This is a genomic window from Mangrovicoccus sp. HB161399 (assembly GCF_013184745.1).
GTDB lineage: Bacteria > Pseudomonadota > Alphaproteobacteria > Rhodobacterales > Rhodobacteraceae > Mangrovicoccus.
On sequence record NZ_JAATVU010000101.1, the window covers coordinates 1 to 16511 of the forward strand.

Sequence of the window (16511 nt, forward strand, 5' to 3'; positions counted from 1 at the left end):
GATCTTTTCCTCGTCAGACCACTCCCGCCGACGCCCGGCATCACCGGGGCCCAGGAGCTCAAATTGCGAAATAACCTTAGCGCATGCCATAAGGCATGCTCTTAGACGGGCGTCACAGACCTCGGAAGACGGCCCTCACCGCAGGGATACGCGGAATCCAATATGCCAACGGCGATTACCGGCGGCTTCTGGATGCATGGAAGGCCAATGCCTCCATGAGCCGGAAGGGAGATTGTCTCGATAATGCCCCCATGGAGAGCTTCTTCGGCTCCTTGAAGACCGAGCTCGTCCACCGCACCAGGTTCCGGTCCCGCCGCGAGGCCAAGGCGGCACTGTTCGAATACATCGCAGTCTTTTACAACCGGAAGCGCCGCCACTCGAGCATCGGATACCGCACGCCCGAGCAGGCAAGGATCGACATGGCCGCCGCGATGGCCGCATAGAGAATATCGCCCCAGTCCGGGATCCGGGGGCAAGGTCACCCCGAGCTGCGGCTCTACGTCGAAGCGGCCGACACGGCCGCCGCCGAGGCGCTAATCGACGCGGCCTCGCCGAGCTGCGCCGCGCCGTCCCCGGATAAGGCGCGCAGGCCGGTCGGTAGCCTCCGCTGTCGCCCGGCTAGCTTGCGAAGATCCGCAAATCGAAACTCTTGCTGCGAACCGCGGCAAAAAGGATCGCCCCCCCCGCCAGCGCCGACAGGAAAAGCCCCGTGAACAGGGCGACATGTGCATTGTGGAACTCGGCATTGACCGCGTAGTGAATCGCCACCGCGGCAAGGAAGTAGGCGGCGAAGAACAGGGTTGCGCGCATGAGCGCCACCGCCACCGGCCGTATCTCCACGCCGCTGAACACGGACATCAGCTTGAACCCGACACAGCTTGCCGCCAGGGCCACGAAGGCGCCCGTCCAGGCGAGCACCTCCATGCCGAAACCGGCGGTCAGCGGGATGACCGCCACCTGGATCGCGGTCCATAAGGCGGAATGGGCGAGCACCACGTTGGTGTGCCCCGACGAGGCAAGCACCGGTTCCACATAGGTGTCGCCGAGCCCCATCATCGCCCGGAGGGACATGGCGTAGGCCACCATGAGCGCGCCGGCGTATTCGGGCTGGAAGAAGAGATCGACGATATCGCGCCCGAAGACGAAGATGGTCCCGGCGATGCAGCCGATCAGGATCAATGCCGCCGAGCCGAACCGCTCGATCGTCGGGCCGAAGGCCGTGCCGTTCCGGTTGGCAGCGCCGAATTGCGCTTCGGCGAAGCTCCGCATGGGCTGGTTCACCACGTCGATCGCGCCGGTCGCGATCTTGTTGCCGAAACGATAGAGACCGACTTCCGCCGTGGTGAACATGAGACCGAGCGCAAGATCGGCGCCGTAGGTCGAGGCGAAGGTCAGCACCCTGCTGCCGAACAGACCGTAGGAAAACCGCAGGGCGCTCAGGGCGATCGAGCCGCGGACCGACAGCCCGGGGCGGACACGGCTGAAGACAAGGTACAACAGGGCGCCGCTGAGCGCCCGCGCCAGCCGGTAGACCACCAGCGCGAAGACCGATTGCCACATCACCAGGATCGCCACGCCGACGACCAGGGAAAAGACGTTCTGCGCCATGAGGATCTTGAAATGCAGATGCATCCGGTTCTGCCGCATCAGCACGGCGGAGCACCAGGCGGTGAGCGCGACCAGCGGCTGGAGGGCCGAGAACATCCAGAGCACCGGGCCCAGATCCGGCGCGTCGAAGATCTGCGCGATGGCATGGGCCGACACGAAAAGGATTGCCGAGCCGGTGACCGACAGCCCCAGCATCAGCCAGAAGCAGGTGTCGGCGACCTCGTCCTCCTCGCCCTTGGCCCTCACCGTGTAATGGAAGAACCCGGTGTAGGTGAGCATCTGAAGGAACGCCGAGAAGAGCGCGGCGAGCGCATAGACACCGTATTCGGCCGGGGCGAGGTATCTCGCGGCCAGGAGCGTCAGCAAGAATGTCGTGATCTGCTGGAGCGACTGCGACGAAAAGGCAAAGGTTGCGACCCAGATCCTGCGCAGCCGCTGATACCAGCGTGCCTTGAGCTCGGTACTCGACATACTATCCTCTGGGTTGGCGGAATTCAGGAGCTCCGCCGCCGCACATGAAAATTCGCTGGAGGCCGCTTTGCGTCAAGGAGCGACGACCTCGGGCAAGGATCAAGAATATTGGGCGAAACGAGCCAAGCTGGCGGCCCGGAACGACTGAAATGTCTTGCTGCAATCGCTGGCCAGCGTATGTCACGCCAGCGCGGCCGTTCAACGACTTTCGCCCTGGGCCAGGCCCTTGCCGGTTGCTGTCCCTTCGTTCTGCCAAAATACAAGCAGGCTGCCGTCTGGCATGAGCGGAGCCTTGTCCGGGGCGCAGGAGGCCTGACCTTGCTTGCAGGGCGGGGGCGCAGGCGCGGACTGCCGCCTCGCGGACCCGGCTGTCGATCACGCGAAGAGGAAAGCATCGTCGATGTATTTCTGCTGCAGGTAGTTCTCCATGGAGATCCTGTCCGCATCGGAAAGCGCCTCATCGTAGATGAAGGCCGCCGCCACCTCCATGCCCTTGGTCGCGGCGCCGGCAATCTCTTCGCCGATGACGATGCGCTGTGGGTCGGTGTTGAACTCATGCGTGCCGCTGTCGATCAGCCCGCCGTTCAGGTAGTGGCTGAAATCGTTGCCCGACAGGACCACCGACTGCACGACCCAGCCGTCTGCGGGGGTGTCGGAGTCGAAATCGTTCTTGCCGCCGTAGCCTTGGAGCGTGAGCGATTGATCAGCGACCGCCGTCGTCAGGCCGAAGGTCTGGTTCACCTGCCCGTCGCCATAGGCGAAACCGGCGGACGTCAGGTTGTCTCCGGTGTAATCGACCACGAAGAACATCGTGCGATCGCTCGACGTCGAGGGCAGGCTGTTGAGTGTATCGACGCTGCCGAGGCGTTCCAGGAAATCGCCGTCGCCGTCGAACACGACGGCGGCCTGGCCGGTCGGCGTGGCATTGGTGACAAGCGTCGGGTCTCCGGCCGCCTCGAGGTCGTTGCCGTAGCCGGATTCGTCAATCCAGCCGATCACCATGTCGCCGATGGTCGAGACCTGGGCGTCCGACTGGTAGGCCGCGATCAGCCCGGTCTCGACCAGCCCGGTTTCGACCGAGCGCACCGTGACGGTGACCGTCCCGGTGGAACTGCCGTCATCGTCCGACACCGTGTAGGTGAAGCTGTCGGTGCCGGTGAAGTCGAGGTTCGGCGTGTAGAGGATCAGATCGTCGGCGGTGTCGCCCGGCGTGCCGTTGTCGTCCAGCGTGACCGTCCCGTTGGTCGCCGTTCCGAGGGCGGAGATCGCCAGCACGTCGCCGTCGATCTCGGTGTCGTTGGCCAGGGCGTCGATGAGCACCGCCACGTTCTGCGCGGTGGTGGCGCTGTCGTCCGCCGCGATCGGCGGGTTCGACCCGACCGGGGCCGTCACTGTGACGGTGACGGTCGCGGTGTCTTCGCCGTCGTCGTCGGCGATGGTGTATTCGAAGCTGTCGGTGCCCACGTAGCTCGCATCCGAAACGTAGCGGATGACGTCGTCGGTGGGGTCGCCGGGCGTGCCGCCGTCGTCGATCTCGGCGGTTCCATGTGCGGCCGCGCCGACCGCGGTGATGGTGATGACATCGCCGTCGGCGTCGCTGTCGTTGGCCAGCACGTCGATGAGGGTGGTCGCGCCCTGCTCGACGGTGACGTCCGGATCGTCGACGGCGACCGGGGCCGAGGCGACCGGCCCCGAGGTGATGTACTTGGATTGCAGGAAGGATTCGACCCGCTGCCGTTCGGATTCGGACAGCGCCCGGTCGTAGACCATGACCGCGGCGATCTTCATCTGCGCCTCGCCGTCGCCGCTCATGTCGGCCCCGAGAATGATCTTCTGCAGGTCCGTGGCATAGGTGTGCGTCTGCGTGTCGATCAGCGTGCCGTTGTGGTAGTGCGAGACGGTGTCGGCCGAAACGATGGCGGACTGGACGAGGAAACCGCCCGCAACGCCGTCGACGTCGGAGGTGATGTCCTTGCTCCCGCCGTAGCCCTGCACGCCCAGGAAGCCCTTGCGGTTGGCCACCGTGCCGAAGGTCTGGTTGACCTGGCTGTCGCCGAAGGCGAAGCCGGCGCTGACGTTTTCGGGGGCGATGTAGTCGACCACGAAGAAGACCGTTCTGTCGTCGGAGCCCGAGGGCAGGTTGTTGATCGAGTCCTCCGAGGCGACGCGCTGCAGCAGGTCGGCGTCGCCGTCGAAGACGATCGCTGGTTTGCCCGTGGGGGTCTGGTTGTCCGCGAGGATCGGATCGCCCTGGGCAAAGAGGTTGTTGCCCTGCCCCGAGCCGTCGAGCCAGGAAATCACGGTGTTGCCGTCACCGACCCCGATCTTGATGTCGGCCTCGAGCAGCAGCACGAGCCCGGCCCCGACCGGAAACTCCGAAGCCTCGCCGATCTGTACGAAAATGTCGTCGGAGCGGGTGGTCTGCGTGCCGTCGTTTACCTCGAGATAAGCGCCGTAGGTCCCGTCCGAGTCGAAGCTGTGCGTCGCCGTCACGGTGCCGTCGGTCCCGACGACGCCGGTGGCGGACTGCCCGTCGCCGAAATACCAGGTATAGGTCAGGGTGTCGTCTTCGGGGTCGCTCACGCTCGCCGTATAGGTGATCTCGGTGCCGATCTGCCCGATGACGATGTCGGACTCCTCGCCGGTGATCTCGGGAGGCAGGTTGATCTCGCCGGCCTGGACCTGGATGGACTGGGCAAGCGATGTCTTGCCGCCGTCGGAGACGGAGAAGGAGACCTCGTAGATGCCGTTCTCGGAATAGGTGTGAGACACCGAGATGGTTCCGTCGGGCGCGACGTCGCCGCTCACCGCGGCGGAGCCGTCGCCGAAGTTGATCAGGTAGGTCATCGCATCGCCGTCGGCATCGGTGACGACGGCGGTGTAGGTCACTTCGAAGGGCAGGGCGCCCTGGAGCTCGTCGACCCCGGCCGACACGATGTCGGGCGCGAAGTTCACGTTGCTGCCCTCGTAGACGATGCGGCCGACGATCCCGCTGGCGATCCGCGCGTAGTAGAGCGCGCCATCCTCGCCGGCGACGATCGACACCACGTCCCGCGGCTCGTCGCCCATCGCGTCCGACGGCAGGAACTCGTAGTCGCCGAGAACATTCAGCCCGGTGTCGTCGAGCACGAGGTAGCGGATGTAGTTCTTCGTGTAGTTGCCGTAGAAGTAGACCCCGTCCCATTCGGAGGGGAACATGTCGCCGCGATAGACCTCGCCGCCGGTGAGCGAGTTGGTCAGCGCGTCATGCGGCAGCGACCAGATCGGGGCAGAGTAGTAGTCGCCTTCGGCGGCATTGGCGATATCGTTGTCCGGCTGCGGAAAATCCGCCGGGTCGTATGCGCTTCTGCCGTCGCTGGTGAAGGTGTTCTCGGTGCCCTCGTAGAAGGGCCAGCCATAGAAGGCGCCGGCCTGCTCGAGGCTGGTCGTGTGCAGGTCCTCGTGGGCAAGGTCCTGCTGGTTGCCGCCCACCTCGCCGATATACATCTGGCCGTATTCGAAGTCCCAGCGCGCGCGGAACGGGTTGCGCAGACCATAGGCCCAGATCGAGTCGTCGTTGCCGCCCGGACCATCGATGAAGGGGTTGGCGGCCCAGCCATCGGTGCCGTCGGGGATCGTCCCGTCCGAGTTGATGCGGATGATCTTGCCGGTCGAGGACGTGAGATCGAGCATCCGGTCGTCGCCGTTGCCCTCGCCGATGGTGCTGGACTGGAATTTGTCCGACGCCGTCAGCCAGAGCTTCCCATCCGGCCCGAAATCGAGCCCGGCGCCATAGTGGCAGCATTTGATGTAGCCGTCGGTGTCCGTCCATACGGTGAACTCGGAGCTCGCATCGCCCCGCGCCGTGAGGCCGCCGGAATTTTCCTGATGCTGGAAGCGTGCGATGACCGCGTTCTTGGGATCGGCGGGCGTGTAGTAGAGGTAGAAATAGCCGTTGGTCTCGAAGTCCGGATCCAGCGTGATGTCCAGGAGCCCGCGCTCGCCGTTGGTGTCGGCGTCGAGCGTCATGTAGAGCTCATTGTTCCCAGTCTCGGGGTCGACGATGCGAATGACGCCGGTCTTGGACAGCAGCAGCATCCGGTTGTCGGGCAGGAAAGCCATCGAGATCGGCTGGAAGTCAGGCTCCGGGATTCCGTCCCGCGTGAGGACCTCCTCGTTCGAGAACCCTTCGAGCGACAGCGGGCCGGTCGGGGCGTCGTCCCTGACCGTGACCGTGACCGTCGCCGTGCTGGTTCCGTCGTCGTCGGCCACCGTGTAGCTGAAGCTGTCGGTGCCGATGAAGCTGCCGTTCGGTGTGTAGAGCACCCGGTCGTCGAAGGGATCGGCGGTGCCGTAATCCTCGAGCACCGCGGTGCCATTCGTGGGGGTGCCGAGCTGGATGATGGAAAAGCTCTCGCCCGCAGCGTCGCTGTCGTTTGCAAGGACGTCAATCAGCACCGAGCTGTCGTGCAGGACGCTCACGCTGTCATCTTCCGCGACCACCACCTGAAGCTCCGGCGGCAGGATCACATCCACCGACACGGTGGCGCTCGACGTGCCGTCATCGCCGGTGATCTCGTAGGTGAACGTGGCAGTCCCGAGGAAGTCGGTCGCGGGCACATAGAGGATCTGGTCGTCGCTGGGGTCGGCTGTCCCGCCGTCGTCCAGCGTCGCCTGGCCGGCCGAAGCCGGTCCGATCGCGGTGATCTCGAAGATCTCGCCATCGGCATCCGTGTCGTTGGCGAGGACGTCGATCAAGACCGACGTGTTGATATCCGTCCCGGCGCTGTCGTCCGCGGCCACCGGCGGGGCCTCGCCCACCGGGTAGTCGACGGTGACGCTCACCGTCGCCGTGCTGGTCCCGTCGTCGTCGGTGATACTGTAGGTGAAGCTGTCGGTCCCGACGAAGCCCACGGCGGGAATGTAGCGGATCAGGTCGTCCGCGGGATCCGAGGGGTCATTCGTATCTATCTCGGCGGTCCCGTTGCCGGGCGCTCCCACGGCGGTGATCGCGAAGGCGTCGCCCTCGGTCGCCTGGTCGTTGGCCAGCACGTCGATGACCACTTCCGTGCCCATGACGGTCGATGCGCTGTCGTCTACGGCCAGCGGCGGCTGGATGACCGGGCCCGTGATGTATTTTTCCTGGAGGTAGCTCTCGACCTGCGCCCGCTCGGTCTCGTCCAGCGCGCGGTCATAGACCAGCACTGCGGCGAACTTCATCTGCCCCTCGCCGGAATCGCTGATGTCGGCGCCGAGGATGATGCGCTGGATGTCGGTCGCGTAGCTGTGGGTCTGGGAGTCGATCAGCGCGCCATTCAGGTAGTGTGAAACGCTGTCTGCCGAGACGATCGCCGACTGGACGAGGAAGCCGCTCGAAACGCCATCGACTCCGGACTTGTAGTCCTGGGTGCCTCCGTAGCCCTGCACGGTCAGCTCATCGTTCGACGAGGCGACCAGCCCGAAGGTCTGGTTCTTCTGGGAATCGCCGTAGGCGAAGCCACCGTTGACGTATTCCGGGTCGATATAGTCGACCACCACAAATACCGTCCGATCCGCCGACCCGGAGGGGAGCCCGGTGATCGGATCCGTCGCATCCACGCGCTCCAGCAGATCCGCGTCGCCGTCGAAGACGATGGCGGATTGCCCGGTTGGCGTCTGGCCAGTCTCTAGCTGGGGGTCTCCAGCGGCCACCAACGTGTTGCCGCTCCCAGAGGTATCCTCCCAGGAGGTGACGGTTGTGCCTTCTAGCCCAAACAGGCCGTCGGCTTCAAGCTCAAGGACAAGACCCGAAGTGACTGGATTACCCGAAGTGACTGGATTCATCGAAATCTCCAGAAGAATATTTTGGCTCAAAAGTATTCAAGTTCGAATTCGTTACGGTCAGCGGGTTTGAGGTAGACCTGCAAGGTTCCTCCCACTCGTCTGAAAAGACATATCGTCGATAAACCTCTTCCTCGGTCGGAAATGCACCTCGCTTCCTGGTTTGATTCTCGAAGTTCAAAGTAGACTTTCGTAACAGGGCCAGGCCCACCAGGAAAATCCCACTTAGAACAACAAGAAATCGAAAGTCATACTTACATAAATAAACATGGAAACGCCCGCACGCAGGCGGGAAATGGGCAAGAAATTACCAAGGAACAGGTTCGAAGTCCTCACACACGAATTCTATAAAGCAAGGCAAGTCAAGGCAAGATCAATTTGTCCAGTTTGATGTCGCCAGAGACAATTTTGTCTGCACATATCGAAGAGGCCGTTTCCGTTTCCACCCAGCTCTGTCCCATCCCCGCACCTCACACATTCGGTGCCACATGACGAATCATGATCTTGTCATTGTCGCCAAGGCCAAGGCTGGTAGCTGAATCAATTCACACCGCACCACTTGTGGGTAACTGCAAGCCTCGCCGGATGCTTACCAAGTGCCGTCAGGAGGGGCTACCCAACCCATCATCAACGCCGTTGGGCGGTCTGCTTCCGGCTCATGCAGTCAGAAGCGACTTGCACTACGGACGGCAACCACAGAAATTTTCAAACGGCGCTTTTGTGGAGATTACGGGCGGCGGTTACAGCGCGAGGCCGCAAGCGCCGCGCCGTAGTGCCTCAACAGCGCCTCGACCCATTGCTCCGGCGTCGTGGAGATCTCGCCAACACCGCTCTGCGCTGCCCTGCTTATGGACTCCATCTCCGCGGGAGGCATGTCGCGCAAGACGCAGATCGCGGCGGCCAGAGACGCGGGGTCGCGGGTGTCGCAGCTTAGGCCGATGCCCTGGCGCACGACCTGTTCGCTCAGCAGCGCGGTCTCGGCGAGGATCACCGGCAAGCCGCTGCGCAGAGCTTCCGCAACGACGAGTCCATAGGGCTCGGGGTAGCGGGACGGCATGATGAGGACGCGCGCCTCGGCGACGATGGGCGCCATCTCTTCGCGGGACATCCAGCCCAGGAAGTCGACCTCCGGAAAGCGCGCCGCGAGGCTTTCGCGCAGGGGGCCGTCGCCCACCACCCGAAGCCGAACCCGAGCCAGCCGCGCCGCGTCGATTGCGTCCTCCACGCCCTTTTCCGCTTCGATCCGCCCGATGAACAGGAAGTCCCGATTGCGCTCGGCCGCGACGCGCCCGGGAACGAGCGCCGACGAAGGGTTGGGCAGGGCGGCGAGCAGGCCCGGCTCTATCCCGGACATCATCAGGTAGGGCGCCATCCCCGCGTGGATCATCAGCACCTCCGCCCATGCCGCTCCCTTCAACCGTGACCGTAGGATGCCCTGCCGCGCGACACGCCAGAGCTTCTGTCCATAGGAGCGCTTGTCGCAATTGGTCGCCAGGCAGTCCGCCCCGAGCGGCACGAGTTTGCAGGGCAGGCCGCTGCGATAGTCCATGAAGCCGCCGTTGGGGCAGGCAAGGAAGAAGTCATGCGCATGGATGAGGGTCCGGGTCGCCACGGGCCGCAGCCCGTCGAGCACCGCCGGCGACAGGATTTTCGACCAGCCGTGAAGGTGATAGACCACCTCGGGGCCGTCGTGACGGGCGATCCACTCGGCGAGGGCGCGGCGGGCGCGGCGGTGATAGAGACCGCGCGCGGCCGCCGTGACGGGCTTCTCGGCCACCAGCCCCTTGTCTCCGAGCGCGATGACCTCGACGCCGGACGCGCGCAGGCGTTCGGCCACGCCGTCGTCGCCCGCGATGAAGGTCACCGGGATGCCCCGCGCGGTCAGAAGCTCGGCCGAAAGGATCGCAAGGCCGGTCGCGCCGCCCCGCGCCGTGCTGGCATCGTTGACGATCACCACCCGGCCGGGCCGCAGGTGGGCATGCGCGGACTCGGCCCGTACCGGCTCGACGCGGGTCACGCCGCGCTCCCGGGGACGAGCCGGAGCGCCGTCACCGGCTGGGGAAGCGCCTTGACCATGATCCCTTCCTCCTACTGCGCTAGATCTCCGACGATGTCCCAAAGGCGGGCACCGGCCTTTTCCCAGGTGAACATCCGGGTGCGCTCCGCGGCGCTCGGCGCATAGGCCTGTCGGGCCTCGGGCGCCCGGAAGCGCACGACGGCCTCGCGCCATGCGTCGGCGTCCTCGGGATCGACCAGCAGGGCGCCGTCCCCGCAGACCTCGGGCATCGCTCCGGCCGCGGCGGCGATCACCGCGCAATCGCAGGTCATCGCCTCGAGCGGCGGCAGGCCGAATCCCTCTGTCTTCGAAGGAAAGAGGAACATCGCCGCGTGGCTGTAGAGCGCGCGCAGCTCCGCGTCGCTGACCCGGCCGATGAACCGTACGGAGGCCGGGGGACGCGCGTCGGCGGCAAGGTAGTCCTCGGCCGGCGGGCCGCCGGCGATCACCAAAGGCAGGTCGGCGAGGTCCGGGTGATCGAAGGCCTTGAAGAGACAGGCGATGTTCTTGTAGGACTTGGTCGACCCGAGCGCGAGCGCGAAGCCGCCGGGAACGAGGCCATGCCGTTCCACCACCGTGTCGTCCGCCGACGTCCGAAGAAGATGGTCGCCGCCGTTGTGGACCACGGAGATCTTCTCGAGCGGGGCGACGTCATGTTCGGCGAGCGATTGCCGCGCGAATTCCGAAACCGTTAGGATCCGCCGCGCCCTGCGCGCGATCAGAGGCAGTAGGAACCGGTAGGCCTTGGCCTGCCTTCCCGTGTAGTCCTGCGGGTACAGGAAGGTCTGTGCATCATGGATCATGACAACGAAATCGGGATGCGCCAGCGGCGCGAGGTTGCAGAAGTTGACCAGCATCCGGCGCCGGGTGTCATAGGGCAGCGCGAGCATTTCCCAGCCCTGTCCGCTGCCCACCGGGCTGTTCAGAACCCTTGGCGTCAGCTCCGCAAAGACCGGGTCCTCGGCAAGCCTGCGCGGCGAGACGACTTCCACGTCAGCCTCGCGCTCGTGGTGGGCCAGCAAGGCGCCCGCGTAGAGAGCCGCAGTACGATGCACGCCATTCAGCGGCGCCCCGATGAATTTTCCGTTGACCGAGATACCCTTCATTTTCGCTCTACCCACTCCTGAAAAGTCGCGCCGCCTCCCGGCGCGGATCGCAAGCGCTGCCTGCTTGCCTGTCCGAGCCGCGCCGCGCCCGCCGAAAGCCCGGTGATCGCCCCCGCCATGGCAAAGAAGGCGATCCCGAGGTTGGGCGTCGGCGTGGTGATCAGCGCGCCGAGCAGCAGGGCAAGGCAGCCACTCTTCAGCGAGCGGATGACAATCGCAGTCTCGCGCCAATCCTCGGGCACCGGTGCCCGCGCCAGCGAATAGAGAACGGCCAGAAACAGGAATGTTCCCACGGCCCCGAGACTGGCGAGGCAGGCGACCAGCCAGTTGGAGGCGCGCACACTTCCCAGTCCGGCGCCGATCATCCATGTGTCCGTGAAGTTCTGAAAGGCCTGCCGGTTCCAGCTCATGCGTTCGACGCCGGAGTCAGAGGACAGCTTGTTGAACAACATGCGGTCGAAATAGGCGGTGACATCCGGGATCGCCTGGTAGGCGACCACCAAGGCGGCGCAGGCGATCGGCAGTAAGGTCAGCCCCCCCGCCAAGATCCATGCGATATGGGTCTTTACGTTGCTGGTAATGACGCGCCTGTAGTTGGCCGCGGCGAAGGCGCAGAGAAAGAAGGCGCTGGCGAGGTAGGCCGACGTCGAGGTCGACAGGATGAGCACGATGAACGCACCGAGCAACATCCATTGGGCGTGCCTGTAGCTTCCCCTGTCGAACCAGTATTGCATCCAGAAGCCGAAGAGACCCAGCGTGTGGTAACCGAAGGAGGACGCCTCGGGAAAGCCGCCCACCATGCGTTTCATCCCGGCCATCAGGTGGTTTGTCGCCATCGCGTAGTTGGCCGTGCGTATAAAGTCGAAAATCTGCGACTGGCCTATGGTGAACAGGATCACCTCGGAAAAGCCGAGGCTGACGTGCACCACGGCGTCGATCACTAGCGCTTTCAAGACCGCGTTCGGATCGGGGGTCCGGCCGAAGGCGGTGGCGAGCGTCAGGAAGATCATCACTCCGAGGGTGAAGCGGAACAGCTGCGTGACGTTCCCTGCCGACGGTGTGAGCGGTGTGCTGACGATCCCGATCTGCCCTGCGGTCCGGGCGATGCCGAAAACCTCGATCGATCCGGCGAAGATACGGGGAAAGAACAGCGTCGCGAAGATCGCATAGAGAAAGAGCAGCAGCATCAGAAAGGCGGGTGAGGGGACGCGGAGCGTCCTGAGCACCCGCCCCATGGCCCCTCGCTGCAGCAGCAGGACCCCGACAAGCGTCACGGTGACGGCATCCGCAAGGACGATCGACGCCCCGCCCAAGGCAGGCAGGTTGATCGCCGCGGCGACGCCCAGCGGAAGCGAGGCGAACAGGACCCACAGCCCGCGGACAGGACCCAGACGCAGCACGAACAGAGCCGCGAGAACCGCGATCAATGTTGTCGGGACGATCTGCACTAGCCGGGCTCCTGTCGCTAAAAACCGGCGCCCTCCGGAGGGAGCGCATCAACAAAATGAATTTCGAAACAATCTCATGCCATCTTGCATGAAGTTCTGCAGCCGGGCCAGCTTCAAACGCCGAAAATACGCCGCTCTGAGTGCCGAGGATGGAAAAATCGGCAGGGTGCCCGGATGCTGTGTGAGCCGTTTCGGCATTGTCCTTTCCCGTCTTTCGCGTGGCCCGGTATCGGGTTTTGCCAAAGAGGTGCCCCCAATGGCTGCCCCCCATGCCCCTGGGCGACCGGCAACCCTAACGCGGGCGGCGATCCTCGACAGGACCGCAGGCGCCATCGCGGAAGCCGCTCAAATCGCCTCCGACGCGCCGCGGCGCACCGCGCCCGGGCGCGCGTTCCATCCGATAGCCTGGGGCTGCGGTCTGGCGCGACTCGCCTGAAAATCGTCGACTACCGCGCGGAATTTCTCGCGGAAGGCCGCCTGCGAGAAGGTCTGCGCACGCGCCGCGACCACATGGCGATCGAAGGTGGACATCTCGAATCGCTCGACCGCGTCGCACAGCGACTCGACGGTCGCATCCCTGAAGAAGAGGCCTGACCGGCCTTCCTGCACGCTGTCGAGGGCGCCGCCCGATCCGTAGGCGATCACCGGCAGCCCGGAGGCCATGGCCTCTACCGGCACGATGCCGAAATCCTCTTCGCCGGGGAAGACCAGGGCCTTCGCCTTCCGGTAGAGCGCCTTGAGTTCGTCGTTCGAGACACGACCGCGGAATTCGACGTTCGGCGGCGCGTCCCGGGTCAGCGCGGCGCGCTCATCGCCGTCCCCCACGACGATCAGGCGGCGGCCAAAGTCCCTGAAGGCATCAATGGCGAGGTCGATCCGCTTGTAGCGCACGAGCTCGGACACGGCGAGGTAGTAGTCGCCAGGCTCCTCGGTGCCGGGGGAGTAGGTCTGAAGATCGACGGGCGGGTGGACGATCGACGACTCGCGTCCCCAGAACCTCTTGATCCGGCTCGCGGTGAAGCTCGAGTTGGCGATGAACGTGTCGATCCTCGCCGCCGCGGAAAGGTCCCACTGGCGCAGCGAATGGCTGAGGTAGGAAAAATAGGTGCGCTTGAGCGGCCCGAGGCTGTCCCGGTATTGCGTGTAGTGATCGTAAAGATAGCGCATCGGCGTGTGGCAGTAGCACACGTGCAGCGCCCTTGGCGGAACCAGCACTCCCTTCGCGGGCCCGGACTCGGATGAAATCACCAGGTCATAGCTCGAGAGGTCAAGCTCCTCCAGCGCCCGGGGCATCAGGCCGAGGTAGTACTTGTAGTGCTTCCGCGCGCCCGGCAGCTTCGCGATGAAGCTCTCGGTGATCTGATGCGAGAGAATGCGGTCGGAGACATTGGACGGGTCGAGGACGTGGGTGAAGATATCGGCTTGAGGGTAGCACTCAAGGATTTGCTCAACGACACGTTCACCGCCTCGCATTCCAACGAGCCAATAGTGAATAACGGCGACTTTCATAGAGGGCCTCCCGAAAAATCAATTTGTAAAAAGTTTCTATTTACTGACAATTATTTAATCTGGTTTGATCAGCTGGAATCTGTATTCCACCAAGTCGCCCTCGGCGGTCGCGCCGGGGCCAACGACGAAATCCAGATAGTCCCCTTTTTTGAGCGCGACCTTCGGAAGCGTCAGCTTCTGCGCTACCCGGACTTCCTCCTGGTGGGCCAGCGGGCTGTCGTTGAGAAGGATCGCCACGTCGACCCCGTCAGCACTGCGCTCGGAGGGCGCCCAATTGGCCACGACGGTGAGCGCCTGATCGCTCTCGGCACGATATCTGTGCACGACGTTCATGGGCCCTTCGGAATTTCTGCCGGGGATCAGCATGTCGGCGGTCACCCGCATGGGCTTAATGTAGCGATTGCCCAGATAGGGGGTCCAGGGGGTCCCCGCCGCTTCCTGTCCGGGCATGGTGACGAGGCGCACGTCCTTGTCGCCGCGCTGCACATGGCGCTCGAAGCCGTCGCTTTGCGCGTATTTCGCATCCTCTTCGGGGTAGGAGAACTGGTGGAAGCTGTCGGCAACAATCCGGTTCTCGGCAAGGCGGACGGTCTTGCGCATCTCGAGCGGCGCCTCGCTCGAGATCACCAGGGGCGCGGCCATCGACAGGCTCAGCGCATCGCGGGGAAGCGGATTGCCTTCTGCGTCGGTCACTGTGACGCCCTCGGACAGGGTGACCTCGCGCGGCTCCCCCCAGATCACCAAGTGACGCTCGTCGAAGAGGCAGGCGTAGGTGAAGGGATCGGGGCTGACATTCCGCACCGGCTTTCCGGCGAACTTCGTTTGGGCAAGGCGGAAGCTGCGCGCGATGGCGGTCTCTTCTCCGGTGTCGATGTCGACAAGCGGCGCGTGCCCGTCGCCGCGCTTGCTCAACGGGTACCACGCGGCCCGGCTCACTCCTGAAAGCGCCATGGCGCAATACATGCGGAGGAAGTAGCCCGGCGCGGCGCGCGCGTCGGTGTCGCCGAACTCGGTCACCTGCAGCGGCAGATCCCGCGCCGCGGGGGTGCGGCGAAGAACCCCAATCTGGCGCACCAGCTGTTCCGGCGAGGTGGTGTAGGGGTGCAGCACCAACTCGTCCATGTAGTCCGCGGCGCCCATTTCCCACAGCGCCTGCAGATAGCCGACCGGCACGGAATGGGCCGCGCCGCCAAGCACTTGAACGTCCGGCCGGTCGACCTTCACCTCTTGGTAGACGGTTTTCAGCAGCTCGAAATATTCTCTCGCGCGATCTTCCCGCACCGTCTCCCGGACCGGGCCAGTCACGAAGTTCTGGCCGTTGAATTCGTTGCCGACCTCGACCGAAGTGATCGCCGAAGAACTCCGGAGTGCTGCGGCGACGAAATCCGCAAGCGCCGCCCGGCCTTCGAGGCTATGGGGTGTAAACCCTTCGTCGTAAAGATCGTTTCCCCAATTAACGGTCAGGCTCATCTCGGCACCCGCCGCGGCGATCTCCAGTGGATAATTCGCCGAGGGATCGGCAAAGGAATAGTGCCCTTTCTCGGTTTCGACTATATTCCAGTAGATGATGTCGCGAAAATCCTTAATGGCGAACTGCAAGGCTTGGTTGAATATATCCTCGTTCCACCCGTGGCCGAAGTTGGACGCGATGGCGAGTGATGGACCGCGGAGCCCTCCTTTGACGGGAAAAGTCTGCGTGTGGTCGGCAAGCGCAAATGTACTGGACGCAAAAAAGGATGCCAAAATTGCTGGAAAACCTCGTTCGAACATGCGAAAGAGACCTCAAAGGTTGCTGAATGGTATAGATTTATTTAGGCAGGCCGACGAAAAGAATACCGGCAAAAGAATGAAATACCACGCACTAACTCAATGAATATCGCACGATCGATTTGCTTTGAGAAGCGCAAAAGAGTCGCTTCACATGTTTCTGCCAATGCAAATCCATTTGAAACAGCGCGTGCTGCTTCTTGTTTCACCATTTCGGGGCGCAGGCCCCCGGAGCGGCCGCGCCGACTCGCGCCTCCCGCCCGCCGCGGTCAATCCCGGGCCGGGTCGCGGCGGGCAGGGGAATCGCGCAGGGCTGAGCCGAGGTTACGGCGCGCGTTGTCCGCCCGCGGATCAGGGATGTCATCGAAGGGGCGCTGGTGATGGGTTGGGTAGCCCCTCCTGACGGCACTTGTGCCAAGGTGGGATCGCAACAATCCAAATTGGGAGGCGGTCATGTCAGAGATTATCACGGTCGGGCTCGATCTGGCGAAGAATGTGTTCCAAGTCCTTGGCGCCGACGCCAGGGGCGCTGCAGTTCTGCGCAGGAAGCTCCGACGGGCCGAGGTGCTGGAGTTCTTCGCCAGGCTGCCGCCCTGACGCATGCCTCGACCACCGATCCGGACGCGCGGCTCTACCGGAAGTCGCCCGGCACATGCGCGATTCTGTGTTTCATGGGGCATGCTGTCATGGAGAACCGCAGCGGGCTTGCGGTCCAGGGCGACCTGACCCGGGCCGACGGCCGTGCCG

The 16511-nt window shown here is 64.1% G+C and carries 8 protein-coding genes and 2 pseudogenes; 3 read left to right on the top strand and 7 right to left on the bottom strand.

Annotated features, from left to right (window positions below):
- The first annotated feature begins 215 nt into the window (after window positions 1-215).
- Window positions 216-443: an IS3 family transposase gene (locus HCC78_RS28845; protein WP_172332209.1), complete on the top strand. Its 228-nt coding sequence runs from the start codon at window positions 216-218 to the stop codon at window positions 441-443.
- A 175-nt stretch (window positions 444-618) separates the two neighbouring features.
- Here HCC78_RS28845 and HCC78_RS28850 read toward each other — a convergent pair whose 3' ends face one another.
- The 7 genes from HCC78_RS28850 to HCC78_RS28880 form a co-directional block, all read right to left on the bottom strand.
- The gene (locus tag HCC78_RS28850) at window positions 619-2079 is read right to left on the bottom strand and encodes an oligosaccharide flippase family protein (protein WP_172332210.1); all 1461 of its coding nucleotides are present in this window, start codon (window positions 2077-2079) and stop codon (window positions 619-621) included.
- Window positions 2080-2454: 375 nt separating this feature from the next.
- The gene (locus HCC78_RS28855; protein ID WP_172332211.1) at window positions 2455-7749 is read right to left on the bottom strand and encodes an Ig-like domain-containing protein; all 5295 of its coding nucleotides are present in this window, start codon (window positions 7747-7749) and stop codon (window positions 2455-2457) included.
- An 856-nt stretch (window positions 7750-8605) separates the two neighbouring features.
- Window positions 8606-9895 (bottom strand): glycosyltransferase family 4 protein, encoded by a 1290-nt coding sequence (locus HCC78_RS28860; protein ID WP_172332208.1) that lies wholly within the window; start codon window positions 9893-9895, stop codon window positions 8606-8608.
- A 71-nt stretch (window positions 9896-9966) separates the two neighbouring features.
- Window positions 9967-11040: a glycosyltransferase family 1 protein gene (locus HCC78_RS28865; protein WP_172332212.1), complete on the bottom strand. Its 1074-nt coding sequence runs from the start codon at window positions 11038-11040 to the stop codon at window positions 9967-9969.
- Window positions 11037-12488 carry an O-antigen ligase family protein gene (locus tag HCC78_RS35025; protein WP_172332213.1) on the bottom strand — a complete coding sequence of 484 codons (1452 nt, stop codon included), beginning with the start codon at window positions 12486-12488 and terminating at the stop codon, window positions 11037-11039. The genes HCC78_RS28865 and HCC78_RS35025 overlap by 4 nt, the downstream gene beginning before the upstream one ends.
- 345 nt (window positions 12489-12833) lie before the next feature.
- Window positions 12834-13997, bottom strand: coding sequence for a glycosyltransferase (locus HCC78_RS28875; RefSeq protein ID WP_172332214.1), 1164 nt, complete (start codon window positions 13995-13997; stop codon window positions 12834-12836).
- Between the two features lie 54 nt (window positions 13998-14051).
- Window positions 14052-15767: a hypothetical protein gene (locus HCC78_RS28880; protein ID WP_172332215.1), complete on the bottom strand. Its 1716-nt coding sequence runs from the start codon at window positions 15765-15767 to the stop codon at window positions 14052-14054.
- 450 nt (window positions 15768-16217) lie between these two features.
- Here HCC78_RS28880 and HCC78_RS28885 point away from each other — a divergent pair.
- Together HCC78_RS28885 and HCC78_RS28890 are read left to right on the top strand one after the other, a co-directional pair.
- Window positions 16218-16355, top strand: a pseudogene (locus tag HCC78_RS28885) (IS110 family transposase); the annotation flags it as partial.
- 5 nt (window positions 16356-16360) lie between these two features.
- Window positions 16361-16511: pseudogene (locus HCC78_RS28890) on the top strand (IS5/IS1182 family transposase); the annotation flags it as partial.